At 66.9% G+C, this 24700-nt stretch carries 28 protein-coding genes and 1 riboswitch; of the genes, 10 read left to right on the top strand and 18 right to left on the bottom strand.

Annotation, left to right across the window (positions count from 1 at the left end):
* Positions 1–3: 3 nt before the first annotated feature.
* The 5 genes from ACZY0X_RS03375 to thiC form a co-directional block, all read right to left on the bottom strand.
* Positions 4–1488 carry a flavin-containing monooxygenase gene (locus ACZY0X_RS03375; RefSeq protein ID WP_463768173.1) on the bottom strand — a complete coding sequence of 495 codons (1485 nt, stop codon included), beginning with the start codon at positions 1486–1488 and terminating at the stop codon, positions 4–6.
* Positions 1489–1523: 35 nt separating this feature from the next.
* On the bottom strand, positions 1524–2195 hold the full coding sequence (locus tag ACZY0X_RS03370) for a septum formation family protein (RefSeq protein ID WP_463768172.1): 672 nt from the start codon (positions 2193–2195) through the stop codon (positions 1524–1526).
* 30 nt (positions 2196–2225) lie between these two features.
* Positions 2226–2840 carry an alpha/beta hydrolase family protein gene (locus ACZY0X_RS03365; RefSeq protein ID WP_463768171.1) on the bottom strand — a complete coding sequence of 205 codons (615 nt, stop codon included), beginning with the start codon at positions 2838–2840 and terminating at the stop codon, positions 2226–2228.
* Positions 2830–3669 carry a bifunctional hydroxymethylpyrimidine kinase/phosphomethylpyrimidine kinase gene (gene thiD, locus ACZY0X_RS03360; RefSeq protein ID WP_463768170.1) on the bottom strand — a complete coding sequence of 280 codons (840 nt, stop codon included), beginning with the start codon at positions 3667–3669 and terminating at the stop codon, positions 2830–2832. The genes ACZY0X_RS03365 and thiD overlap by 11 nt, the downstream gene beginning before the upstream one ends.
* Entirely contained in the window at positions 3666–5252 is a 1587-nt protein-coding gene (gene thiC, locus ACZY0X_RS03355) for a phosphomethylpyrimidine synthase ThiC (protein ID WP_463768169.1), read from the bottom strand. The genes thiD and thiC overlap by 4 nt, the downstream gene beginning before the upstream one ends.
* A riboswitch (TPP riboswitch) is annotated at positions 5244–5355 on the bottom strand. (Overlaps the previous gene by 9 nt.)
* 115 nt (positions 5356–5470) lie before the next feature.
* Between thiC and ACZY0X_RS03350 the strand changes: the two genes are divergently transcribed.
* A complete protein-coding gene (locus tag ACZY0X_RS03350; protein WP_463768168.1) occupies positions 5471–7228 on the top strand; it encodes an MFS transporter in 1758 nt (585 codons plus the stop codon).
* A 30-nt stretch (positions 7229–7258) separates the two neighbouring features.
* On the opposite strand, the gene ACZY0X_RS03345 is transcribed toward ACZY0X_RS03350, so the two are convergent.
* Positions 7259–7471: a hypothetical protein gene (locus ACZY0X_RS03345; protein ID WP_463768167.1), complete on the bottom strand. Its 213-nt coding sequence runs from the start codon at positions 7469–7471 to the stop codon at positions 7259–7261.
* Positions 7472–7593: 122 nt separating this feature from the next.
* A complete protein-coding gene (locus ACZY0X_RS03340; RefSeq protein ID WP_463768166.1) occupies positions 7594–9189 on the bottom strand; it encodes an HNH endonuclease signature motif containing protein in 1596 nt (531 codons plus the stop codon).
* 67 nt (positions 9190–9256) lie between these two features.
* On the opposite strand from ACZY0X_RS03340, the gene ACZY0X_RS03335 reads away from it, so the two are divergent.
* Entirely contained in the window at positions 9257–9583 is a 327-nt protein-coding gene (locus ACZY0X_RS03335) for a hypothetical protein (protein ID WP_463768165.1), read from the top strand.
* Between the two features lie 73 nt (positions 9584–9656).
* Here ACZY0X_RS03335 and ACZY0X_RS03330 read toward each other — a convergent pair whose 3' ends face one another.
* The 3 genes from ACZY0X_RS03330 to ACZY0X_RS03320 are packed head-to-tail and all read right to left on the bottom strand — an operon-like array spanning position 9657 to position 11953.
* Positions 9657–10457 (bottom strand): exodeoxyribonuclease III, encoded by an 801-nt coding sequence (locus ACZY0X_RS03330; RefSeq protein WP_463768164.1) that lies wholly within the window; start codon positions 10455–10457, stop codon positions 9657–9659.
* A 3-nt stretch (positions 10458–10460) separates the two neighbouring features.
* Complete coding sequence (locus tag ACZY0X_RS03325; RefSeq protein ID WP_463768163.1) at positions 10461–11357, bottom strand: N-acetylglutamate synthase, CG3035 family; 897 nt, start codon at positions 11355–11357, stop codon at positions 10461–10463.
* 2 nt (positions 11358–11359) lie between these two features.
* On the bottom strand, positions 11360–11953 hold the full coding sequence (locus tag ACZY0X_RS03320; RefSeq protein ID WP_463768162.1) for a peptide deformylase: 594 nt from the start codon (positions 11951–11953) through the stop codon (positions 11360–11362).
* A 124-nt stretch (positions 11954–12077) separates the two neighbouring features.
* Between ACZY0X_RS03320 and ACZY0X_RS03315 the strand changes: the two genes are divergently transcribed.
* Genes ACZY0X_RS03315 through ACZY0X_RS03295 form a run of 5 tightly spaced genes read left to right on the top strand, consistent with a single transcriptional unit; the run spans position 12078 to position 15357 of the window.
* Positions 12078–12386 carry a DUF3263 domain-containing protein gene (locus tag ACZY0X_RS03315; RefSeq protein ID WP_241405858.1) on the top strand — a complete coding sequence of 103 codons (309 nt, stop codon included), beginning with the start codon at positions 12078–12080 and terminating at the stop codon, positions 12384–12386.
* Positions 12387–12426: 40 nt separating this feature from the next.
* Complete coding sequence (locus tag ACZY0X_RS03310) at positions 12427–12897, top strand: LytR C-terminal domain-containing protein (RefSeq protein WP_463768161.1); 471 nt, start codon at positions 12427–12429, stop codon at positions 12895–12897.
* 10 nt (positions 12898–12907) lie between these two features.
* Positions 12908–13600, top strand: a complete 693-nt coding sequence (sodC, locus tag ACZY0X_RS03305) for a superoxide dismutase[Cu-Zn] (protein WP_463768160.1) — start codon at positions 12908–12910, stop codon at positions 13598–13600.
* Positions 13581–14717, top strand: coding sequence for a glutamate--cysteine ligase (locus ACZY0X_RS03300; RefSeq protein ID WP_463768159.1), 1137 nt, complete (start codon positions 13581–13583; stop codon positions 14715–14717). The genes sodC and ACZY0X_RS03300 overlap by 20 nt, the downstream gene beginning before the upstream one ends.
* Before the next feature lie 4 nt (positions 14718–14721).
* Positions 14722–15357, top strand: a complete 636-nt coding sequence (locus tag ACZY0X_RS03295; protein WP_463768158.1) for an LON peptidase substrate-binding domain-containing protein — start codon at positions 14722–14724, stop codon at positions 15355–15357.
* A 24-nt stretch (positions 15358–15381) separates the two neighbouring features.
* On the opposite strand, the gene mnhG is transcribed toward ACZY0X_RS03295, so the two are convergent.
* From mnhG to ACZY0X_RS03255, 8 genes are all read right to left on the bottom strand, one after another.
* A complete protein-coding gene (gene mnhG, locus ACZY0X_RS03290; protein ID WP_463768156.1) occupies positions 15382–15723 on the bottom strand; it encodes a monovalent cation/H(+) antiporter subunit G in 342 nt (113 codons plus the stop codon).
* Positions 15720–16001: a monovalent cation/H+ antiporter complex subunit F gene (locus ACZY0X_RS03285; RefSeq protein ID WP_463768154.1), complete on the bottom strand. Its 282-nt coding sequence runs from the start codon at positions 15999–16001 to the stop codon at positions 15720–15722. Before ACZY0X_RS03285 ends, mnhG begins: the two co-directional genes overlap by 4 nt.
* Before the next feature lie 31 nt (positions 16002–16032).
* The gene (locus ACZY0X_RS03280) at positions 16033–16581 is read right to left on the bottom strand and encodes a Na+/H+ antiporter subunit E (protein WP_463768153.1); all 549 of its coding nucleotides are present in this window, start codon (positions 16579–16581) and stop codon (positions 16033–16035) included.
* Complete coding sequence (locus tag ACZY0X_RS03275) at positions 16578–18185, bottom strand: Na+/H+ antiporter subunit D (RefSeq protein WP_463768152.1); 1608 nt, start codon at positions 18183–18185, stop codon at positions 16578–16580. Before ACZY0X_RS03275 ends, ACZY0X_RS03280 begins: the two co-directional genes overlap by 4 nt.
* Positions 18182–18646 (bottom strand): Na(+)/H(+) antiporter subunit C, encoded by a 465-nt coding sequence (locus ACZY0X_RS03270; protein ID WP_463768151.1) that lies wholly within the window; start codon positions 18644–18646, stop codon positions 18182–18184. The genes ACZY0X_RS03275 and ACZY0X_RS03270 overlap by 4 nt, the downstream gene beginning before the upstream one ends.
* The gene (locus tag ACZY0X_RS03265; RefSeq protein WP_463768150.1) at positions 18643–21513 is read right to left on the bottom strand and encodes a Na+/H+ antiporter subunit A; all 2871 of its coding nucleotides are present in this window, start codon (positions 21511–21513) and stop codon (positions 18643–18645) included. Before ACZY0X_RS03265 ends, ACZY0X_RS03270 begins: the two co-directional genes overlap by 4 nt.
* 108 nt (positions 21514–21621) lie before the next feature.
* Positions 21622–22146 carry a hypothetical protein gene (locus ACZY0X_RS03260; protein WP_463768149.1) on the bottom strand — a complete coding sequence of 175 codons (525 nt, stop codon included), beginning with the start codon at positions 22144–22146 and terminating at the stop codon, positions 21622–21624.
* Positions 22143–22517 carry a hypothetical protein gene (locus ACZY0X_RS03255; RefSeq protein ID WP_463768148.1) on the bottom strand — a complete coding sequence of 125 codons (375 nt, stop codon included), beginning with the start codon at positions 22515–22517 and terminating at the stop codon, positions 22143–22145. The genes ACZY0X_RS03260 and ACZY0X_RS03255 overlap by 4 nt, the downstream gene beginning before the upstream one ends.
* Positions 22518–22538: 21 nt before the next feature.
* Between ACZY0X_RS03255 and ACZY0X_RS03250 the strand changes: the two genes are divergently transcribed.
* From ACZY0X_RS03250 to ACZY0X_RS03240, 3 genes are all read left to right on the top strand, one after another.
* Positions 22539–23117 carry a TetR/AcrR family transcriptional regulator gene (locus ACZY0X_RS03250; protein WP_463768147.1) on the top strand — a complete coding sequence of 193 codons (579 nt, stop codon included), beginning with the start codon at positions 22539–22541 and terminating at the stop codon, positions 23115–23117.
* A gap of 5 nt (positions 23118–23122) precedes the next feature.
* Positions 23123–23563, top strand: coding sequence for an SRPBCC family protein (locus ACZY0X_RS03245; RefSeq protein ID WP_463768751.1), 441 nt, complete (start codon positions 23123–23125; stop codon positions 23561–23563).
* Positions 23564–23634: 71 nt separating this feature from the next.
* Complete coding sequence (locus ACZY0X_RS03240) at positions 23635–24687, top strand: methyltransferase domain-containing protein (RefSeq protein ID WP_463768146.1); 1053 nt, start codon at positions 23635–23637, stop codon at positions 24685–24687.
* The last annotated feature ends 13 nt before the right edge of the window (positions 24688–24700 follow it).

Here is a 24700-nt window from a genome sequence, read left to right as displayed (position 1 = left end):
TGGTCAGGCAATCCGGTAATCACTGAGCGGGAACGCCGAGGCTTCCCTGACCGCCGTCTCTGTCGACGACGGACGCAGCAGGGTGGGCTCTCCCGCGGGGTTGAAGTAGTACGAATTCGCGCTCGCGCAGTTGCCGATGGTGAACAGCGAGTCGCCGAGCAGCTCGGTCATCCGGTCGAGGAACGCGGTGTTCGCCTCCTCGGTGACCTCGAATGTCGTCGCACCGCGCCGCTTCACCTCGGTGAACAGCCGGTCCATGAGCCGCATCTGGTACTCCATGGTGTTGAAGAAGTTCAACCCGAGGAACGCATAGGGGCTGGCCAGGCTCAGGTAGTTCGGGAAGTACGGCATCGACACGCCCTGGTAGGCCTGGAACCGGGTGTCCCGCCACCACTTTCCCAGATCCCGGCCGTCGCGGCCGATGACCTCGATGGCGGGGAAGTTGGCCTCCCACAGGTCGAAGCCCGTGGCCAGGACCAGGGTGTCGATGGTGACCTTGGCGCCGTCCTTGCCGACGATGCCGTCGGCGACGATGTGATCGATGCCCGCGTCCTGAAGGTGCACGTGGGGCTTGGTGAAGGCGCGGTAGTAGCCGTTGCTGAACGTCGGTCGCTTGCAACCGAAGTCGTAGTCCGGCGTCAGTCGGTGCCGCAGCTCCTTGTCCCGGATGGAAAAGAACCGGTGCACCTTCGACAGATCGGCGGCGGCGACGTTGAGCCGTGAGAACTTGCGGTGACGCAGCACCGCGGTGTTGATCATCACCTCGTAGATCGAGTCGGTGAGCCAGCGCAGCGCCCGTTGCGTGAACGGAACACGTGCGAACAACCGCTTGGCCCGCTCGCCGAAACGGAGGTCGATCTTGGGCACAACCCAGATCGGGGTGCGCTGGTACACCGTGAGATCCGCTGCGCGCTTGGCGAGTTCGGGGATGAGCTGAACCGCGGTGGCGCCGGTACCGATCACGGCGATGCGCCGCCCGGTGGCATCGAAGTCATCCTCCCACTCGGTGGTGTGGATGACCTTGCCCTCGAAGCTCTCGATGCCCGAAATATCGGGAACCCTTGGCTGGGAGAGGAAGCCGGTTGCGGTGAGCAGGTAGCGGGCGGTCAGGGTGTCCCCGCCGGCCAGCGCGATGCGCCACAGCGACGCGTCCTCGTCCCAGCGGGCGCCCTCGACAACGGTGCCGAAGCGCATGTGGGTTCGGACGTCGTACTTGTCGGCGACGTCGTCCGCGTACTGCTTGATCTCGGGTCCAGGGGTGAAAAGCCGTGACCAGTTCGGGTTGGGCTCGAAGAAGTACGAGTACGTGGTGGTTGGCACGTCGACGGCAAGGCCGGGGTAGTGGTTGACGTACCACGTACCGCCGAGGTCGTCCTCGCGTTCGAGGATGACGAAGTCATTCATGCCCAACCGCTTGAGCTGGATGGCTGCGCCGATGCCTGCGAACCCGGCGCCGACGATTACTGCGTCGTGATGCTCGGTAGACATGGCTAGACGGTACCAGGGGTATCGGATAGCACTTCTTACTCCTTGAGGGTGCCGGTGCGCTTGGGTTCCAGCGTTGCGATGCACGTCACGGCGCGATCGCCGGCGTCCCATGTCTCCTGTGTCGGGTACAACACGTAGACGCCAACGGAGTCGTCCAGCATGGCCTCGGGTGAGTAGGAGGCCAGCTCGTCGGGGCACTTGGACTGCCACTCGTCGATGGTCTCGGCGCCCGGGTAGTCACCGTCGGGCATGGTGAGCACCGCGTAGACCTCACCTCCGTGCGGCTCGGTGCAGTCCACTGTGGGCAGTGAGACGACCCGCGCGGCCGTGGGCACGTCGGCAATGCAACTCCCGACCTTGACGTCGGTCGCGATGACCCGGTCATTGCCGACCACGATGCCGACGACGGCCAGGACGGCCAACCCGACCAGGGCGAGCACGCCGACTATCACCAGGGCGATGATGAGGCCCTTCTTCGACTTCTTGGGCGGTTGCTGCGGGTAGCCGGGCTGACCGTAGGGCTGGCCGTACTGCGGCTGCTGATAGGGCATGGGAGGCGGGGGTGGGTAGCTGCCCGCAGGCGGGGGCGGGTAGCTGCCCGGGGGCGGCGGTGGATAGCTGCCCGGAGGAGGCGGAGGTGGCGGGGGAGACTGGGCTGGGGGTTGGGCCCCGTAGGGCTGATTCGGGTCTCCCGTGGGCCACGTCATCCCCGGAAGATAGCAGGCTTGCCGCGCAGCTCACGCAAGCAATCGCAGGGCGGCGTCCACCGCGAGCGTGGGCACGTCGAGTGTCTTGGAACCCAGGTCGTGGCGAGCGCCCGTGATCTCGACGATCTCGGTGGGCGCCGTGATGAGTCCGGCCGCATCGCGCAGCTCGTCGATGGTGCCGAACGGGTCCGATGTGCCATGCGTGAAAACCGTGGGCGCGGCGATCCGCGGCAGGTGTTCGGTGCGGGCGCGCTCGGGCTTGCCTGGCGGGTGCAGGGGATAGGACGACAACGCCAGCACATCCACCGCGAGCCCGTCGGCCACCGCCATCGAGGTCATGCGCCCACCATAGGAATGGCCACCCGCGATGACGCGGCCACCGGCCAGCCCGCGAGCCAGCTCGACGGCCTCGACGATGCCCTCCTGATCGGCCTTGGCCGAACCCGAGGGTGGTCCCTTCGGCCTGCGCCGCCGGTAGGGCAGGTCGTAGCGGATGGCCAGCCAGCCACGGCGGGCCCACTCGTCGCACAGCTTCACCAGCAGCGCGCCGTCGCGGTTGCCGCCCGCACCATGGGTGAGCACGACGGCGCCGTGCACGTCGCCGACGGGCTCGTGGGCAATGCCCGCGATGGCGTCAAGACTCATGGCTCGTCAACCGGAACAGCGCCGATACCGGACCATGACCGTGCCCCAACGGGTATGCCGCGCGCAGACATTCGGTGACCCACTGCTTGCCGAACGCCACCGCGTCGGGCACCGGGTAGCCGTGGGCGAGCGCGCTGGCGGTTGCCGCCGCAAGGGTGTCGCCTGCGCCGTGGTCATGGCCGGTGGGGATGCGTTCGGCGTCGAACTCGTAGAAGTCGGTGCCGTCGAACAGGAGATCGGGGCTGTGCGCGGACGACCGCAGGTGCCCGCCCTTGACCAGTGCCCAGCGGGGCCCGAGATCGTGCAGCGCGCGCGCCGCGTCGCGCTGGGATGCGGTGTCGACGACCTCGATGCCAGTGATGAGCAGGACCTCATCGAGGTTGGGTGTGACGAGGGTGGCGATCGGGAACAGCTCGTTGCGCAGCGCGTCGAGTGCCGACGGGTGCAGCAGGGGGTCGCCGTGCATCGACGCGCACACCGGGTCGACCACCAGCGGCGCGGTGATGTCCAGGCTGCGCCACGTCTGCGCGACCGTGGTGATGATCTCCGAGGAGGCCAGCATTCCGGTCTTGGCGGCGTCGATGCCGATATCGCTGACGACCGCCTCCATCTGGCCGCTGATGACATCGAGCGGGATCTCGTGAAAGCCCTTGACGCCCACCGAGTTCTGCACTGTCACCGCCACCACGGTCACGCATCCGTGCACACCGAGCATCGCGAACGTGCGCATGTCTGCCTGGATGCCGGCGCCGCCGCCGGAATCGGACCCGGCGATGGTCATCACCCGAGCCGGGGTCTGACCGGGCGGCGTCAGTGGCAGGTAGTTCATGAGCTCAAGGGTAGATAGACGCGGTTGCCGTGCTGCGCGAACTCCTCGGATTTGTCCGCCATCCCCTTTTCATAGGCCTCGCGGATATCGGCGGTGATGCGCATCGAGCAGAATTTCGGGCCGCACATGGAGCAGAAGTGCGCGGTCTTGGCCGGCGCGGCGGGCAGTGTCTCGTCGTGGAACTCGCGCGCGGTGTCGGGGTCGAGGGACAGCGCGAACTGGTCATACCAACGAAACTCGAAGCGCGCCTTGGACAGTGCGTTGTCTCGATTCTGGGCATGCGGGTGACCCTTGGCGAGGTCGGCGGCGTGGGCGGCGATCTTGTAGGCGATCACGCCGTCCTTGACGTCCTTGCGGTCGGGTAGCCCGAGGTGCTCCTTGGGCGTGACGTAGCACAGCATGGCGGTGCCGGCCTGCGCGATGATGGCGGCGCCGATGGCGGAGGTGATGTGGTCGTAGCCCGGCGCGATGTCGGTGGTCAGCGGCCCCAGTGTGTAGAACGGCGCCTCGTCGCAGAGTTCCTCCTCAAGACGCACGTTCTCGACGATCTTGTGCATCGGCACGTGGCCGGGGCCCTCGATCATCACCTGCACGCCATGGCTCTTCGCGACCGCGGTCAGCTCGCCGAGCGTGCGCAGTTCGGCGAACTGCGCCTCGTCGTTGGCATCGGCGATCGAGCCGGGCCGCAGGCCGTCGCCCAGGGAGAAGGTCACGTCGTAGCGGGCCAGGATCTCGCACAGCTCCGCGAAGTTCGTGTACAGGAACGACTCGGTGTGGTGAGCCAGGCACCAGGCGGCCATGATCGCTCCGCCGCGGGACACGATGCCGGTGACGCGGTTGACCGTCAGCGGGATGTAGCGCAGCAGCACCCCCGCGTGCACCGTCATGTAGTCGACACCCTGCTCGCACTGCTCGATCACGGTGTCGCGGTACACCTCCCAGGTGAGCTTGGTCGGGTCGCCGTCGACCTTCTCCAGTGCCTGATAGATCGGCACGGTGCCGACCGGGACGGGGGAGTTGCGCAGGATCCACTCGCGGGTCAGGTGGATATCGCGGCCGGTGGACAGGTCCATGATGGTGTCGGCGCCCCACCGGGTGGCCCACACCATCTTGTCGACCTCCTCGGCGACCGACGACGTCACCGCCGAGTTGCCGATGTTGGCGTTGACCTTCACCGAGAACGCCTTGCCGATGATCATCGGCTCGCTCTCGGGATGGTTGTGGTTGGCCGGGATCACCGCGCGGCCGCGGGCCACCTCGTCGCGCACCAGGGTGGCGGGCACGCCCTCGCGCTCCGCGATGAAGGCCATCTCCGCGGTGATCTCCCCGGCGCGGGCGCGCTGCAACTGGGTGCCGCGGTCGGCGACGACGCCGCGCCGCGGCGCCAGCCCGGCGGCGAGATCGATCACCGCGGATTCGTCGGTGTACGGACCGGACGTGTCGTACAGGTCCAGGTGGTCGCCGTCGGTCAGGTGCACCCGGCGGAACGGCACCCGGGCACCGTCGGGCAGCTCGCGGTAGACCTTCGAACTGCCGGTGATGGGGCCCGTGGTCACAGTTGCACTAGAAATGGACAGACTCATCTACTCATCTCCCTACGCCGGCATTACCCGGTCAGGTTCGTACGGTCGACGGCCCGCTAGCCGTCCTCTCAGCGCACTTGGGTGCGCTCCCGTGTGTGGACGCTGCCCAACGTACCCCAACGGTTTGACCCCGGCCCGGCGGAATACGAATTGCCGGGAGATCTTTTGTATAGCTAACATATGTGTTTTGAGTATCTATATGCGAAAAGCGATGGCTGATGACGACTGAGACCGAAATGGCGAAGGCGCGCGCCGAGGCGGACATGGCCCAGACCGCCCGTCGGCGCACCCGGATGGATCACGACCACCCCTCGTACAAGTGGATCGTCCTGTCCAACACCACGCTTGGCACACTGCTGGCCACCGTCAACGCATCGATTGTGCTGATCTCGCTGCCCGCCATCTTCCGCGGTATCGGGCTCAACCCGCTGTCGTCGGGCAACGTGAGCTACCTGCTGTGGATGTTGATGGGCTATCTCGTCGTCACCGCGGTGCTGGTGGTGCCATTCGGCCGACTCGGCGACATGTTCGGCCGGGTACGCATCTACAACCTGGGCTTTGTCGTCTTCACCGTGGCGGCCGTCGCGCTGTCCTTCGACCCGTTCCACCTCGGCGGGGGAGCGGTGTGGCTGATCGCCTGGCGGGTCATCCAGGGTGTCGGCGGCGCGATGCTCATGGCGTCCTCGTCGGCGATCCTTACTGATGCGTTCCCGGCCAACCAGCGCGGCATGGCGCTCGGCGTCAACATGGTCTCGGCCGTCGCGGGATCGTTCCTCGGCCTTCTGATCGGCGGCTTCCTGTCCGAGTGGCACTGGCAGGCCATCTTCTGGGTCGGCGTGCCCATCGGCATCGTCGGCACCATCTGGAGTTATCGATCGCTCAAGGAACTCGGCGCCCGCACACCCGGAAGATTGGACTGGGCGGGCACTCTCACCTTCGGTATCGGTCTGACCGTACTGCTCATCGGCATCACCTACGGGATCCAGCCCTACGGTGACGCCACCACCGGGTGGACCAACCCGTGGGTGATGGGGTCGATCGGCTTCGGTCTGCTGGCACTGGTGGCGTTCTGCTTCATTGAACTGCGCGTCGAGTCGCCGATGGTCGACATCCGGCTGTTCCGGTCCGCCTCGTTCGGGATGGGCAACCTGGCCGGGCTGATGTCGTCGATGGGCCGCGGCGGCCTTCAGTTCATGTTGATCATCTGGCTGCAGGGCATCTGGCTTCCCTTGCACGGGTACAGCTTCGAGTCCACCCCGTTGTGGGCGGGCATCTACCTGCTTCCGATCACGGTCGGCTTCCTGGTGGCCGGGCCCGTTGCCGGTTTGCTGTCCGACCGCTTCGGCGCGCGGCCGTTCACGGTCGGCGGCATGTTGCTGATGGCAGCGACATTCATTGCCCTGGTGATGATCCCGGTCAACTTCGACTACTGGGTGTTCGCGATCCTGGTCTTCCTGAACGGGCTCGGCGGCGGTATCTTCACCGCGCCGAACACCGCCGCCATCATGTCGAGCGTGCCCGCCGCCCAGCGCGGCGCGGCCTCAGGTGTGCGGGCGACGTTCTTCAACGCGGGCTCCTCGCTGTCGATCGGCGTCTTCTTCTCGCTCATGATCGTTGGCCTGGCCAACACGTTGCCGTCCGCGATGAGCAGTGGCCTGCAGGCGCAGGGCGTTTCGGCATCGGTCGCACACGATGTGGCCAACCTGCCCCCAGTCGGCAGCCTGTTCGCCGCCTTCCTTGGCTACAACCCGATCGAGGAACTCTTGGGTTCCACGGGCGCACTACACGCCCCCGGGGTCAACGCCGACGTACTGACCGGCAAGACGTTCTTCCCGCAGCTGATCACCGAACCGTTCCACTCCGGACTCACGGTGGTTTTCATCGCCGCCGCTGTGATGATGCTGATCGGCGCGGTTGCTTCCCTGTTCAACGCAGGTAAGTACGCGACCGCGCCGGGCGCTGACAACGAGTCCTAGCGCTGCGATGGTGGTGAGTCAGGCGGGCAGTCAGTTGTCGATGTACAGCGTGTAGTGCCCGGGCCCAGTCTCGTAGCAGTGAGAACCGCTGTAGCCAGCTGCGTTTGCCTGCTTTGCTGCACTCTTGCACGCCGATTGATTCGTCCCATAGTCGATGTAATCGGCGTTGGCCACCGCAGCGTCAACCATCGCCAGGGCGGCTGCAGCAGCGCCGAGCAGTATCAATTTGCGCCACGAGTTCATTAATAACCCTCCTCGCACGGACCCTTCGCGCGATGCCTGAGGCACTCTACTGGCGTCGAGTGGGCCGGGAGGTGAATTGCGCCGCGACAAGTGTTGTCAGGGGATTTCCACCTGGCCGCTGATCAGAACGGTGGCACGTCATCGCCCGGTTCCCGTGGTGGCGGGGGTGGCGGTAACCAATCGGCGGTGATGTTCTCGTCCTCGAGTGGATCGTTCACCCAGCCGCACCACGGACTAGTGCTCGGCCGACCGTTGAGGAGGAAGAGCGTCTTCCGCATGTTGTTGCGCCACTGCCGGATATCGATCTCATGGCTGCGCGCGCGATTGACTCGCAGCTGTTCGGCGTTGACCGTCCGCAATACCGTGCACTTGTTTCGCGCGAGTGCGGTTCGTGCCGCCTTCTCGCGGCGCCGGTTGCGTTTTCGCGGTATCGGCTCGACGCATGCCGGGCGCAGCTGGGGAAACAGGTCGTCCCCGGCAGGTGTGTTGCGGTAGACGCGTCCCGTCGGGGACGTCAACACGATGGTGCCGTCAGGAAGCTGTTGGTCCTGCCAGCCACCCGGACCGCCGTGAAAGGTCTTGACCCGGTGATGTTCTCGGCAGTAGCACTTGGTGTTCCCGGGGACGGTGAGCCCGCCGGTGCTCGGCTTCGCGTGGTTGAAGGGCACCGTGTGGTCGATGTCGGCGATCCACGCCGAACGATCGCACCCGGGGAAGCAGCACGTCAGATTGCGACAGCGAATCCAGCGCTCGAGGGCCGCCGACAGCTGGTAGCGGTGCGCCTCGGCGTCGGTCACGGTGGGTTCACTCAGCAGTCGCTGGGCGGCGGTCTTGGCGAGTTGGCGTACCTGTTCGGCATCGATGACGCCGTAGCCCTCGAGGTAACCCGGTTGCTCGCTGCGTCCCTCCACGGTCTCCTGGCTGGCGATCACATTGATGACGAAGCGTGCCGCACCGGATGCGGGCGGCCCCACGGCGTTTCGGGCGGGGCAGTCGGCCAAGGTGCATGCGCAGGTGAGCGCGCGGCCCTCGCCGAGCGCGAGCAGTGCGTCGGCGCGACGCTGGACAATGGTGCGAGGGTCGCTCGCGCACACCGAGGTGGCCATATCGGCCAGTCGCTTGTCGACGATCGCCGCGGCGTGGGCCGGCAGCGCACCACGAAGCTTCGCCACGCCGTTGGGTTGCGCGGTGAAGGTGACGTGCCGCGCGTTGTCGGCGGTGACACGACGTTCCTTGGCTGCCTCCGGATCGATGGCACGGACCGCGGCGTCCACCGCGTTGATGACCCGGCGTCGTGACCAGCACTGCCAGTTGATGATTCGCTCGGCCATCGACTGATCCAGCTGCGCGATCAGGTCGTCCCTCACCAGATCGGTGCGCGTGATGATCAGCTCCACCGTGGACCAGTCGGCTTTGCCCTCGGCGAGCAGTCGAAGAACCTTGGGCAGCCGGGTGTCCAGCGCCTCGGCATAGCCCACCAGCTGACCGGCGCCCTTAGCGGACAGGTTCATCGCCGCGCCCACCTCGGCACAGGTGCGGGCGAACCCGGTGATCAGCGCGTACGACGGGTCGTCGGCGTCGAACCCCTCGGCCTCCGCGGTCCGATGCCACAGCAATCCCGCGACCGCTGACATCCGGCGCGCGATGTCCATCGACTCCTCGCGCTGGCACTGTTCGACCTCGGAGAGCAGAGCATCCGGCGATCGGCGTTCGAACATGTGTTCGATTATACCATCGCGCACCGACCGCGTTGACTCATTGAAAATGCGCGCGTACGCCCAGTAGATGGGGTTGACGTTGGCAGAGCGCAGAGCAATCACCGAGACGACCGCGACCCGTTACCGGGCGGCGAGTAAGTGCAGTAAGGGTCTGATCCACGACGAGTTGTGCGCTAACACGGGCTGGCATCGCAGCCATGCCCGTAACGCGCTCAAAGCCGTGCTGCAGCCCAAGATTGTCGCTGCGCGTAGTCCGCGGCCGGTGAAGTACGGCGACGATGTCATCGCGGCGCTGAGCGTCTGCTGGACGGTGTTGGGTATGCCGACCACAGCGCCGGTCAACAAGCGCGCACGTTTACGTGAGGCAACGAATCCACCTACGCGCGCATCTTGACGTGAGGCAACAGGCCGACACGCGCGGAGGTTATCCACAGGCTGGCGGAGGGGTTATCCGCCGGCCCAAGGTCTTACCCGTCCGACAACTCGACCAGCACCGGTGCGTGATCGCTCGGTGCCTTGGTGCCCTTCTTGCCCGGTTTGCGTTCGTCCCGCACGATCTCGGCGTGCGTGACACGCGAGGCGAACTCGGGTGAGCCGAGAATGAAGTCGATGCGCATGCCCTGCTTCTTGGGGAAGCGCAGCTGGGTGTAATCCCAGTACGTGAACGTCTTGGGCTCGGGTGTGAATGGCCGTACGACGTCGGCGAACTCGGCCTCGATCGCCCGAAATGCCGCGCGCTCCGGCTCGGTGACGTGGGTGCTGTCGCGGAACACCTCGATATCCCAGACGTCGTCGTCGGTGGGCGCGATGTTCCAGTCGCCGACGAGTGCCACGGGTGTCGTCGGATCGTCGGCAAGCCATCCGGATGCGGTGTTACGCAGCGCGGCAAGCCATTCCAGCTTGTACGCGTAGTGCGGATCCGCGAGGGTTCGGCCGTTGGGGATGTACAGGCTCCACACCCGGACCCCGCCGCATGTCGCGCCGATCGCGCGTGCCTCGACGGCCTCGCTCCACTCGGGCTGGCCCCCGAACCCGACCTCGATGTTCTCCAGGCCCACCCGCGACGCGATCGCCACACCGTTCCACTGGCTGTGTCCGACGTGGGCGATCTCGTAGCCCAGTGCCGCAAACGGCATGGTGGGGAACTGGTCGTCCTTGCACTTGGTCTCCTGCATGGCAAGGACGTCGACGTCGGCACGCTCCAGCCAGTCGGTGACGCGGTCGACGCGGGTTCTGATCGAGTTGACGTTCCAGGTGGCGAGTCGCACGCGCTAGAGGTTACGGGCGTCGACGTAGCGGGATCGGTGATGGGGTCGCAATCCCATCGCCTCATACAGCGCCAGGGCTGCAGTGTTATCAGGCAGGACTTGCACGTAGACGCCGGTGGCGCTGTGGTCGGCGCCCCACGCCAGCAGAGCCTCGCAGATCGCACGCCCCGCGCCGTTGCGCCGCGCACCAGGGGTGACGTGCACCGCCGACAGGCCGAGCCACCGAGTCCCGTCGGGTGCGGTGGTGACCGCCCCGCGCGCCACCGCGACGTCGGCCTGCCTCGCGAACGCCACCTCGCCGTCGATCACGGCGGTCAACACGTCGTCGGGGACGCCGCGCTGATCGACGTCGCGCCACGCGGCATCCGGCCGCGATGTGATCGCCACGTCCGGCGACGGATCGACGTCGCCAACCGAGACGTCGCCAACCAAGACGATGTTCTCACCGTCGACGGGCACCCCTTCGGGAACGCGCACCAATCGGTCGGGTGCCGCCAGAAGCGGCGGCAGACCCCGCGTGCCGTACCAGTCGATGATCGCGGCCAGCGGTGGTGTCGCCGAGAACTCGATCGGCACCGCCGAATTCGCGCGACGGGTGCTGCCGTGCCCGGATCGCATCAGCCAACCGGCGTGCACCTCGTGTTCGGCGCCTGGCCACGCGAGAGCCGCGGCGTGCTCCAGGTTGCGGATCTGTGACGTCCTGACGGGTATCTCGGGAATGATCCGCACCGCCACGACGTCGGGGGCGGCCACGGCCACGTCCTCGTTCCTGCGGGTGCGGATGAGGATCTGGCTGCCGGTCTCGATCACGTGTCCGACGACATCGGTCAGGGGTGGCACGGAACCGGCGGGCAGCCGATAGCGCAGGCTCACCCGGGCGCCCACCGGCGGTGGTCGCATGCCTAGTGTCCGAACGGGTCGGGGTCCTCGCCCGGCATCCAGCTGAGCCCGGGCACGCCCCAGCCGTGCGACTTGACGCTGCGCTTGGCCGCGCGGGCATGCCTGCCGATCAGGCAATCGAGATAGGTGAACCCGTCGAGGTGGCCGGTCTCGTGCTGCAGCATGCGAGCAAAGAGGTCGGTGCCCTCCAGTGTGATGGGGGTGCCGTCCGCGTCCAGTCCGGTGACGCGGGCCCAACTCGCCCGCCCCGTCGGGAACGACTCGCCCGGCACCGACAGGCAACCTTCGTCATCGTCCTCGGGATCGGGCATGGTCTCGGGAACCTCGGAGGTCTCGAGCACCGGGTTCACCACGACGCCGCGTCGCCGAGCCGTCCGGCCGCGTTCGTCGGCGCAGTCGTAGACGAACACGCGTTGGCCCACGCCGATCTGGTTGGCTGCCAAGCCAACCCCGTGCGCGGCGTCCATCGTGTCGTAGAGATCGGCGATGAGATCGGCGAGCTCTGCGGGCAGGGAGCCGTCGTCGCCGACGGGTATGGGACTGGTCGCGGTGTGCAGGACGGGATCTCCCACGATGCGAATAGGTACGACGGCCACGGTGAGCAAGCTTAAGTCAGCCGACTCGCGGGCGACGATCACGTCTCAACTCCGGCTGCCGTGGTTGAATATCGCCGAAACCACCGCAATGTATTTCACGCTTCAGAAGGGTCCCAGGATAGAAATGGACGGCGCCATCGCGCGGACTGGCCAATCCGGGGACGACTCTGCGCTTGCTGACGGGCTAACCCGTCGCGAGCACGACATCCTCGCGTTCGAGCGGCAATGGTGGAAATACGCAGGCTCCAAGGAAGACGCCATCAAGGAGCTGTTCTCGATGTCGGCCACCCGGTACTACCAGGTGCTCAACGCACTTGTCGACCGCCCCGAGGCGCTGGCTGCTGACCCGATGCTGGTCAAGCGGTTGCGTCGGCTGCGGGCCAGCAGGCAGAAGGCCCGTGCCGCGCGTCGGCTGGGGTTCGACGTCACCTGAGCTTTTCTCCCGATCGGCTGGGTGAAATACAGTGGGTTCGATGAATCAGCGAGAGTCCTCCGGGTTGCCACTGCGCGCCATGGTCATGGTGCTTCTGTTTCTCGGTGTGGTCTTCCTGCTGGTGGGATTCCAGGCGATGAAATCCGACTCGGACTCGTCGAGCAGTTCATCGACCGTGGTCAGCACCATCACCTCTACCTCGACGACCACGGCCCGGGCGTCCGAGGAGGCCGAGCCGGCCAGACCTGATGTTCGCGTCTTCAACATCTCCGAGATCGCCGGCGCCGCCGAGGCCACCGCGAACCGGCTGCGTGACGCGGACTGGAACGTCACCGAGACGGGCAACCTGACCATCGAGGGCGTGCCGGTCACCACCGTGTACTTCGGTGAGACCCCGGGCGAGCGGGAAGCCGCAGACGAAGTGGGCAAGCTGCTGGCGGCACCGGTCGAGCCGAGAGCCCCCGCGGTCGCAGAGCAACCGCCCGGCGTCATCGTGGTAGTCACCGGTTAGGCTCTCTGGCATGCCGACCTCCGCTTCGCTTCGCCTCCTCGCCGCTGCGGCGCTTGTCATCCCGATCGCCGTCGCGTGCGCTCCCAATGAGCCCATCGCCACGGAGCCTGGCACCACCCCGCCCGTCTGGACGGGTTCACCGGCGCCGTCGGCGGGACAGACCGAGCCCGGGGCGTCCGCCGAGGGTGAGACGCTCACCGCAGACATCAAGACCCCGGACGGCACGTCGGTTGCCAGCGCCGAGTTCGTCTTCTCCGATGGCTACGCCACGGTGACGGTGGAGACCACCGCGCCCGGCCAGCTGAGCCCCGGCTTCCACGGCCTGCACCTCCACTCGGTGGGCAAGTGTGAGGCGAATTCGGTCGCGCCGACCGGCGGCGCCCCCGGCGACTTCAACTCCGCGGGCGGTCACCTCCAGGTCGCGGGCCATACCGGACACCCGGCCAGCGGTGACCTCAGCTCGCTGCAGGTTCGTGGCGACGGTTCGGCCAAGCTGGTGACCACCACCGACGGCTTCACCGCCGAGGAACTCCTGTCTGGCGCCAAGACCGCCATCATCATTCACGAGAAGTCCGACAACTTCGCCAACATCCCGGCGGAGCGGTACCAGCAGGTCAACGGCACCCCCGGGCCGGATGAGACCACCATGGCCACCGGGGACGCCGGCAAGCGCGTGGCGTGCGGTGTCATCGGAAACGGCTAACCGGCCGCAACGCATCGACTTCGCCGGGTCACCCCGGCAGACCGTCGGCGTCGAATGGGAGTTCGCGCTCGTCGACCACGAGACCCGTGAGCTGTCCAACGAGGCCGCCGAGGTCATCGCCGAGATCGGCGAGAACCCACACGTCCACAAGGAACTGCTCCGCAACACCGTCGAGATCGTCACCGGTATCTGCGAGAACTCCGGCGAGGCGATGGAGGACCTGCGGTCCACGCTGCAGCCTGTGCGCAAGGTCGTGCGCGAGCGCGGTATGGAGCTGTTCTGTGCGGGCACGCACCCGTTCGCGAAGTGGTCGGTCGAGCAGCTGACCGATGCCCCCCGGTACGCCGAACTGATCAAGCGCACGCAGTGGTGGGGCCGCCAGATGCTGATCTGGGGTGTGCACGTTCACGTCGGCGTCTCGTCGGCGCACAAGGTGATGCCGATCATCACCTCACTGCTCAACCAGTACCCGCACCTGCTGGCGCTGTCGGCCTCCTCGCCGTACTGGGACGGCGAGGACACGGGTTACGCGAGCAACCGGGCCATGATGTTCCAGCAGCTACCGACCGCTGGTCTGCCGTTTCACTTCCAGGAGTGGTCGCACTTCGAGGGTTTCGTTCATGACCAGAAGAAGACCGGCATCATCGACCACATCAACGAGATCCGTTGGGACATCCGGCCTTCGCCGCACCTGGGGACCATCGAGGTCCGGATCTTCGACGGCGTGTCCAACATCGCCGAACTCGGCGCGCTGGTCGCGCTCACACACTGCCTGATAGTCGATTTGGATCGACGGCTCGACGCAGGCGAGCAGCTTCCGCACATGCCACCCTGGCACGTCCAGGAGAACAAGTGGCGCGCAGCGCGTTACGGCCTGGACGCTGTGATCATCCTCGACGATGACAGCAATGAGCGGCTGGTTACCGAGGATCTCGACGAGCTGCTCAATCGGTTGCAGCCCGTCGCCGTCTCACTCGGATGCGCCGATGAACTCGCCAGGGTCGCCGATATCGGTCGGCATGGGGCGTCCTATCAGCGGCAGCGCCGCGTCGCCGAGGAACACGACGGGGATCTGCGCGCCGTTGTCGATGCATTGATCGGTGAACTGGTTCTGTAGCAGCATGACCATCACGCCGATGTTCCCGTTGGAGTCCGTCAGGCTGCCCGGCGAGGATCTGCCGTTGCGCATCTTCGAGCCGCGCTACAGCGCACTGGTCCGGGACTGCCTGGCCGGTGCGAAGGTGTTCGGCGTGGTGCTGATCGCGGCGGGCCGTGAGGTCGGCGGCGGCGAGGCTCGTTGTGACGTCGGCTCGCTGGCCGAGATCGTCTCTGCCCAGGAACACGGCGAAGGCCGATACCGGATCATGTGTGAGATGCGCGAACGAATCCGCGTGGAGCAGTGGCACGACGACGATCCGTACCCGCGCGCCACCGTCGAGCCATGGCCCGATGAGGCCGGCAGGCTTGTCACGGGTGACGAGATCGTCGACGTGGAGGACCGCGTGATGGCACTGTTCGAGCGCATCGCGGCGGCCAAGAAGGCGCGATTACCGGCGCGTGGGGAATTGCTCGGCGAGCTCGAGCCGGGTGACGATGCGGGGAAGCGGTTGTACGCATTGGCCTCTCGGGTGCCCATGGGGCAGGCCGACCGATACGCAGTGCTCGCCGCACCCTCGGCGAGCGCGCGGTTGGACGCACTGAGCGACGCTGTGGAGACGGTCGCGGCGATGGTCGAGTTCCAGCTGGCCGGCGAGTAGCCCCGCCAGGATCAGTACGCCGGGTCAGTATTCGGAGGGATCCCGCTCGGCCATCTCGTCCTTCAGCAGCAGGTCATCGCGAAAGCTCTGCTCCCGGTAGGCGAGCTGGCCCACCCGGTTGGCGATCACCGGTGCGGTGATGACGGCGAACAGGCCGGCCAGAATCAGCATGCCGACGTCGGCGTGCCCGCGCAGGCGGATCGCCGCGCCGAGCAGTACCAGCAGTAGTCCCAGCACCTGCGGTTTGGTCGCGGCGTGCATCCGCGACAGAGTGTCGGGGAAGCGCACCACACCGATCGCGGCCGTCAGCGCCAACAGCGAGCCTGCCAGCACCAGCACCCCGGCGACGATATCGAGTGTGTTCACTTGACACCCCGCTTGACCTCGGCGGTATCGCGAACGCGGAAGCGCGCCACGGCGACCGAGCCGACGAAGGATATGAGCGCCAGCGCGGTCAGGCTGTAGGTGACGGTGGTGTCCAGGCTATATGCGGCCCATGTGCCGATGGCGCACATCATCACCGCGATGAAGGTGTCCAGTGCGACAAGGCGATCCAGTGTGCCGGGCCCGGCCAGCAGCCGGAACATGGTGATGGCGGCGGCCGCGGTCAGCATCACCGCCGATATCGTCCACACGACGTTCATGCGCGATCCCGCTTCGCTTCTCGCTGGGCCTTCATGCGCGGTCCCCGCTCTCCTGGTCGCTCGCCCTGGATGGCTTCCAGTCCTCATCGCGCTCGAACGACGCGATCATCAGTCGCTCAAGTTCCGCGGCCTGCTGATAGAACCGCTTCACCGAGGTGTCCGAGCCGACGTCGAGCACGTGCACGTAGATCATCCGGCGGGTCTGGTCGATCTCCAGGACGATCGCACCCGGGATGAGGTTCATGGCGTTGACGATGAGCGCGAGGACGAGATCCGACTTCACTGAAAGCTGAACGCGCAGTACCGCGGTGAGCGGGGGTGGGCCGGGTTTGATCGCGAGCCAGGCGACCTGAACTGAGGACAACAAGAGGTAGTAGCAGATCGTGAACACCAGGCGCAGCAGCGACAGCGGATGCAATCGCCCCTCGACGGGTACCGGCGGCAACGGCAGCAGCACCGTGATCAGCAGTGCGACAGCCAGACCACTGAGTGCATTCGCCGCGGAAACCTCGCCCCACAACAACATCCACACCAGGATCAGCCAGCACAGAATCCAGGCGCGTAGCGCCAGCCACCTCACGATCCACCACCTAGGACCGCGGTGATGTACTGGCCGCGGTCGATGACCTCGGCTGCGGCACGCTCACTGAAGGCGAAGATGGGTCCGGCGAAAACCGTCAGCGCCAGACCGACCAGGATCAGCGCGGCGGTCGGCACCAGCATGCCGAACGGCATCTTGCCCACGTCGTCGCGATCGACAAAGGAGACGTCATCGGCGTCCTCGCTCTCGTCGAGCAGGGCCGACGGGATGGCCGCCGACATGTCGCCCTCAGGGGCGTCCGCACGTGAGCGCCAGAACGCCTTGGTCCACACCCGCGCCATGACGTAGAGCGTCAGCAGGCTCGTCACGATGCCGCCGCCGACCAGCAGCCACGCCAGCACCGACGCGGTCTGCGTGCCCGCCTCCAGTAGTGCCACCTTGCCGATGAAACCCGAGAACGGCGGTATGCCGCCGAGGTTCAGCGCGGGGACCAGGAAGACGAAGGCCAGTAGCGGACTGGCCGCGGCGAGGCCGCCGAGGCGTTGCAACGTCGACGCGCCGGCCTGGCGCTCGATGAGACCGACCACGAGAAACAGTGTCGTCTGGACGACGATGTGGTGTGCCACGTAGTAGATGGCACCGGACATGCCGAGTTCGGTGGACAGCGCGATGCCGAAGACCATGTAGCCGATGTGGCTGACGAGTGTGAACGACAGCAACCGCTTGATGTCCGTCTGCGCGATGGCGCCGAATATGCCGACCACCATGGTCAGCAGTGCGGCGACCAGCAGGACCTCGTCGAGTACGCCGCCGGGGAACAACAGCGTGTGAGCACGGATGATCGCGTACACGCCGACCTTGGTCAGCAAGCCGGCGAACACCGCGGTGACCGGCGCCGGTGCGGTCGGATACGAGTCGGGCAGCCACGCCGACAGCGGGAACACCGCGGCCTTGATGCCGAACGCCACCATCAGCACCGCGAACAGCGCGGCGCGCGTGCCAGACGGCACATCGTCGAGGCGGATCGCCAGCTCGGCCATGTTCAACGTGCCGGTCGCCGCGTAGATCAGCGCGATGCCGATCAGGAAGATCAGCGAGCTGACCATCGACACCATGACGTAGGCGATGCCCGCGCGCACCCGCTCCGCGCTCGCGCCGATGGTCAGCAGCACGAAGCTCGCGGACAGCAGCACCTCGAAGCCGACGAACAGGTTGAACAGGTCGCCCGCGAGGAACGCCATGCACACACCCGCCGACAGCACCAGATAGGTGGGCAGGAAGATCGACACCGGCTGGCGTTCGTCGCCGTCGCGGATGCCCTGGCCGATGGCGTAGAAGACGACGGCGAGCAGCACGATCGCCGACACGACGAGCATGAGTGCCGAGAGCCGGTCCACCACGAGCGAGATACCCAGTGGGCCCATACCGGGTATGGACTGTTCCCACCCGCCGACGTGCACGACGATGGTGCCGTCACGATCGGCGAGGTAGACCAGGACCGCGCAGACCACGACGACCGCCATCAACGCCACCACGGCGATCGCGCGCTGCAGTCGCGGCATACGGCTGGCGAACAATGTTCCCGCGGCGGCAAGAGTGGGGATCAGGACGGGCAGCGGCGTCAGCACCGCGGCCAAATTCACCGGGAACCCTCGTGTCCGGGCAACGCGTCCAGCTCGTCGGGGGCATCGGTATCGCGTGAGGGCACGTGCTCGGGACGATCCTCGTCGAGCGGTGCCGTTCCGCGCTCGGACACGCGGGCGTCCTCGGAGTCGATGGAGACCTCCTCGGCCCGTGATAGTCGGTAGGACCGGTACGTCATCGCAAGGACGAAGGCGGCGATACCCATCGTGATGACGATGGCGGTCAGGATCATGCCCTGGGCCAGGGGATCCGCTGTGCCTGTCTCGCCCTCCGTGGAACGCCCGCGGATCGGCGGATTGCCCGACGGTCCGGCGATCGTGAGGATGAGCAGATTGACTGCATTGCCGACGAGCAGAAGCCCCAACAGCATTCGCGTCAGGTTGCGCTCGAGCAGCAGGTAGACCCCGGTGCTGGTGAGCGCGCCGATGAGGATCAGCGGGACGATGTAGGTGATGTTCATCGGGCCGCCTGCGCGCTCTGCATCATCTCGGTGTCCAGCCGGGCGCCGAGGCTGCGCAGCACGTCGAGCACCAGGCCCACCACGATGAGGTAGACGCCGAGGTCGAAGAACAACGCCGTCACGAGCTTGATCGAACCGAGCACGGGCACGTCGAACTGGAACACCGCCGATGACAGCACTGGTGCGCCGAGGAACAGGGAGGCGATGGCGGTACCCGCGGAGAGGGTGAGACCCGCGCCGAGGATCTTGCCGGCATCCAGTGGCAGTGCCTCGCCGAGTTCGTATCTGCCGCCGGCGAGGTATCGCAGCACCAGTGCCAGGCCCGCAGTCAGTCCGCCGGCGAAGCCACCGCCGGGTGTGTTGTGGCCGGCGAAGAAGAAGTACGCCGACAGCACCATGATCAGCGGGAAGATGATGCGCGTTGCCACCTCGAGGACCAGGGACCGGTAGCGCGGGTCACGCAGTTCGCTGCCGCGCAACCAGGTGACGTCGCCGACGGCGGGGCTCGTCGCGAGCACCGGGATACGGCCGATATCGGGTTGGCCGGCGTCGGCGACGCGCGGTGCGACACCGAAGCGCCTGTTGCGGAACACCATTGACGCGACACCTGTGGCCGCCACCAGCAGCACTGATATCTCGCCGAGGGTGTCCCACGCTCGGATGTCGACCAGCAGCACGTTGACGGTGTTGGAACCGTGCCCGCGGTAGTAGGCGGCGTCGGGCAGCAGATCGGCGATGGGCCTAGTGCTGCGCGCGGACACGGCGAACGCCGCCAGCGCGGTGACGGATGCGCCCACTGCCAACGACAGGGCCAAGCGCGGCAACCGGTTTCGATTCATGCTTGACCGCTCCGCCTCGGCGGGCAGCGTCCGCAGGACGAGAACGAAGATCACCAGGGTCAGGGTCTCGACGAGGAACTGCGTGAGCGCGAGGTCGGGTGCGCCGTGGAAGACGAAGATGAGACCGCAGCCGTAACCCGTCACGCCGACGAGCAGCACCGCGGCCAACCGGTTGCGCATCACCGTGGCGCTGATCGCCGCGGCGAGGACTATCAGGCCGACGACGGCCTGCACTGGCGACTCCCACAGTGCAATCTCCGGCCGGTCCCGCGCACCGAGGATCAGCATCGCGCTGGGCAGCAGGACCAGCGTGGAGAGGATGACGGCCTGTGTCGCGGGAATGGAACCGCGCTGCGTGACGGAGGTGAGTCGGACGGCCAGCGCATCGGTGCCGCGGACCACGCTGTCGTAGATGTGGTCGGCGTTGGCCAGTGGCAGGAAGCCCAACCGCACCCGGCGTAACCGCGTGCGGAGGTAGAAGACCGCCGTGCCCGTGGCCAGCACCGCAACCGACAGGAGCAGCGGCAGGTTCACACCGTGCCACAGCGCGAGGTGGTAGTCGGACTCACCGGGAACGGTGTCGGCGTAGTCGCCGAGCACATCGTCGAGGACTGTGGGCCACACCCCGAACACCAGGCCAGCTGCGGCCAGAAACGCGGGCGCGAACAGGAACGTCGCGGTCGGGCGGTGCATCTCCGCGACGCGCTGGCTTGGTTCGGCCCGCCCCTTGCGTGCGAACGCCCCGTAGACGAAGCGCAGGCTGTAGATCGTGGTGAACACCGAGCCGAACACCACACCGGCCAGCACCCATGGTGCGGCGGCGCCGAGGGACGCACTGTGCGCCAGCGTCTCGAAGTCGGCCTCCTTGGCGACGAAGCCGAGGAACGGCGGCAGCGCCGCCATGCTGGCTGCGGCACCGACCGAGATCACCAGCAGTGGGCGGTGGCGGTCGCCGAGCCACGCGAGCCGCCGGATGTCGCGGGTGCCGGTGGCATGGTCGATGATGCCGACCACCATGAACAACGCGGCCTTGAACATGGCGTGCGCACACAGCATCGCCAGGCCGGCGAGCATCAGGTCGCCGCCGCCGGTGCCGACCATGATCGTGATGAGACCGAGCTGGCTGACGGTGCCGAAGGCCAGGATGAGCTTGAGGTCGTACTCGCGAATGGCACGCCATCCGGCCATCACCAGGGTGACGAGGCCGAGCACGACGACCGTCGGCCGCCATCCCGGGGAGTCGGCGAAGCCGGGAGTCATCCGCGCGATGAGGTAGACGCCGGCCTTGACCATGGCGGCGGCGTGCAGGTAGGCGCTGACCGGTGTCGGTGCGGCCATCGCACCGGGGAGCCAGAAGTGCAGCGGGACTATCGCCGACTTCGACAGCCCGCCGACCAGTACCAGCAGGACGCCGACCGTCACGGCTGTGCCGGTCGGAGGGGATTGCACCAGTTCGGACAGCAGGTAGGTGCCTGAGATCTCGCCCAGGATGATGATGCCGGCCAGCATCGCGAGGCCGCCTGCGGTGGTGACGAGCAGCGCCTGCATTGCCGCGCGCCTGCTGGTGGCGCGCTCGGCGTAGTGGCCGACCAGCAGGAACGACAACACCGTGGTCAGTTCCCAGAACAGGTACAGCAGCAGCAGATTGTCGCTGACCACCAGGCCGAACATGGCGCCGGAGAATGCGACGAGTTCGGCGGCGAAGCTCGGCAGGCGCTTCTCAGTGTGACCGTCGCGGTGGTGGAAGTACTCGGCGCAGTAGAACAGGACGAGTGCGCCGACAGCGAGGACGAGCACGCTCATCACGGCGGCGAGCGCGTCGAAGCGCAGTGTGATGTTCATCGACAGCTCGGGAACCCATGAGATGTCGACGGTCTGGGCGCCGTGACCCGGCCAGTGCGCGCCGACCCAGAACAGTGAGCAGAGCGGGACGAGCGCCAGCGGGTAGAACGCCTGCTGTCCCCACCGGCGCACGAGCACCGGCGCCACCGCGGCGGCAACCGCGTGGGCGAACAGGATGGCCAGCATGGCACTCCGATCCGGTTCTCGGGGTGTCAGCCACTTCCGACGCGTGGATCACGAAGCACATCGCAGGCCGTCCGGGCTTTGGTCTTCTGCCATTCTACGGATGGCAGATCAGCCGCCCCGACGGGTTGGGTCCGGAGGTTCGCTCAGAAGTGGCGCAGCCTCCCGCTCGGCCAGTCCGCGCAGTGTGAGCAGTTGTTTGCGCATCATCACCACGTCGCCCAGGGCCAGCGCCCATCCGAGCGCGCGAGGTCCACCGAACAGCACCCGCACGTGCAGTCGGGTCGCTGCGCCCGCCGCACGCGTCGCGTACGTGACCGCGACCCGTCCGGTCTGCAGGGTGATGTGCTCGTCGGGGGCGAAGGAGGCAAGCGAGAAAATGTGCATGAAACGCTGTCCGGCAGCAAGTTTCGTCAGTTCTGGGTTGCGTGTTCGCGGACTGCGGTGGCCGGCGTTGTCCAGCAGGTCATAGCTGTAGGGGGCCACCCGCAACTGGCACAGCCAGCCAAATGTGACCGACGGTGACGCGGCGATGCTGATGGCCCGGTCCGCCCGTGTCGCGGCGTGCGGTGCGATGGCGTCACACGGCAGGGCTGTAAATCGTTCCTCGGCGGTCGCTCCCCAGTTGAGGATCATCGGTTGTCTGCTCCTCGCGTGCGCGGCACTGCCCCGGCGATGCGGTGCAGTGTCCGGCGCACCGCCAGCTTGTGAAATCCGGTGCCGATGACGAGGGCGCGGTAGATCCTGCCGTGCAGACCCGGGAAGGCCGCCCAGGTCTGGGACCGCACCCGGGTGTGTTCGGCGTCGAGACGGTCCAGTTCGAAGACCCACTCGTAGATCGCGAACGGGTGCCGGCCCGCCAGCGTGAACCGTTCGGGCTCGCGTGCCTCGCCGATGCGGAAGCCCGGTGGCGGTCCGCCCAGGCGTGCGGTGATCGCCGCCCACGTGTCGGCGCGGTTGGCATCGATGTCTATGGCATGCTCATCGATATAGGGCAACTGTTCCATATAGAAGGACTGTACTAGATCGTGGCACCTCCGCGGAAGCATGAAACCGACGCGATCCTCGACGCGACGCGCGCATTGGTACTCGCCGACGGACCGCGTGCGGCAGGCGTCGCGGCCATCGCCAAGGCCAGCGGCGCCCCGGCCGGCACGCTGTATCACCGGTTCGGTAATCGCAATGGCATCCTCACCGCGGCCTGGCTGCGGGCGCTGCAACGGTTCCAGGCCGAGGCGTTGGAGGCGTCGGGGGAGACGCCGGTGGATGTCGCTGTGGCGATGGGTGTGGCCGCGGTCCGGTTCGCGCGGGCACTGCCCGAGGATGCCCGGCTGCTGCTGACGATCCGGCCCCGTGACCTGCTCGACGGTGAACCCGATGAGGATTTCGGGGCGCGACGGGCGCAGATGAACGCACCGCTGATCGCACGGCTACGGGAGCTGACGCGGGCGTTGCGTGGTGATGACGGCCCGCGGTCGCTGGACGCCGTCGCCCGGGCCGTGGTCGACCTGCCGTATGCGGTGGTGCGCAGGCACGCCCACGACGGCGAACTGCCTCCGTGGCTGGAGGATGATCTGGCCGACGCTGTCCGTAAACTGTTGGTGTGAACCACATTGTGAGCGTCGGCCGGGAGATCGCCGCCCCTGCCGCGGCCATCTTCGAGTTCATCGCCGATCCGGCGCAGCAGCCCAGCTGGGACGGTAACGACAACCTGGCCCAGGCCCCCACCGGCCAGCGGGTGCACGCCGTCGGCGATGTGTTCACGATGATGCTGACGCTGGGCACCGTCCGCGAGAATCATGTCGTGGAATTCGAGGAGGGCCGACGTATCGCGTGGCTGCCCTCCGAGCAGGGCGCCGAGCCACCGGGGCACCTGTGGCGGTGGGAACTGCAACCGCTCGATGACGACCGGACGCTGGTCACGCACACCTATGACTGGTCACGGCTCACCGATGAGAAACGGCTGGTGCGGGCCCGGGCCACCACCCCCGAGAAGTTGGCGGCGTCGATCGAGCGACTGGCCGAACTCGCCGAGAGCGCCGATTCCGGCTAATCGCCGATGCGGGACCGGCGAGAGGTCCACGCTGGGATCAGGACAAACCCCGGCAATGAAAAGAGGCAGCCATGGCTGTCGACGAAGCAAAGCTGAACGAGTTCCTCGGCAAGGCCGTAGGGGATCTGGGCGCTGCGATGAGTTCGGCCCTGATGCTCGTCGGGGATCGGCTCGGGTTGTACCGAGAGCTGGCAAAGGGTGCGGTCACCTCCGCCGAACTGGCCGACCGTACCGGGACCAACGAACGCTACGTCCGCGAATGGCTGCGCAATCAGGGTGCGGGCGGCTACGTGCAATACGACCCGGCGACTGATCTGTGGTCCATGAGCGAGGAACAGGCGTTGTGCCTGACAGATCCGAACGGCCCGGTGGACCTGCCCGGCGCATACAACATCGTCGAGGCGACCTTCCACGCCCTTGGCCACACCGTCGAGAACTTCAGGTCGGGTGCCGGCATGGAGTGGGGCGAACACCATCCGTGCCTGTTCGAGGGCACCGAGCGCTTCTTCCGGGCGGGCTACAACACCAACCTGATCGGGTCGTGGCTGCCCGCCCTGGACGGCGTCGTCGACAAGCTGCAGCGCGGCGCGAAGGTCGGCGACATCGGCTGTGGGCACGGCGCCAGCACCATCCTGATGGCGCTGACCTACCCCGACTCGGAGTTCGTCGGGTACGACTATCACGCCGAGTCGATCGACGTCGCAACCGAGAAGGCGGCGGCAGCCGGTGCGGACAATGCGCGGTTCGAGGTCGCAGACGCGGTCGGATACGAGGGCAGGGGATTCGACCTCATCGCGTTCTTCGACTGCCTCCACGACATGGCCGATCCGGTCAGTGTGGCCAGGCACGCCAGGGCGGCGGTGAGCTCCGATGGCACCGCGATGATCGTGGAACCGTTCGCGGGTGATGCGGTGGCCGACAACCTGAACCCGGTTGGCCGGGTGATGTACGGCGCCTCGACACAGATATGCGTGCCCGTATCGCTTGCGCGCAACGGCCCGGCACTGGGTGCTCAGGCGGGTGAGGCCCGGCTGCGCGAGGTCGTCGTCGACGGCGGTGGCTTCACCCGTTTCCGGCGCGCCACCGAGACCCCGTTCAATCTGGTGCTCGAGGCCCGCCCGTAGTCGCACCGCGTTG

This window comes from Mycobacterium sp. IDUB_39 (genome assembly GCF_055419205.1).
This window is presented reverse-complemented; position numbering and strand designations above follow the sequence as displayed.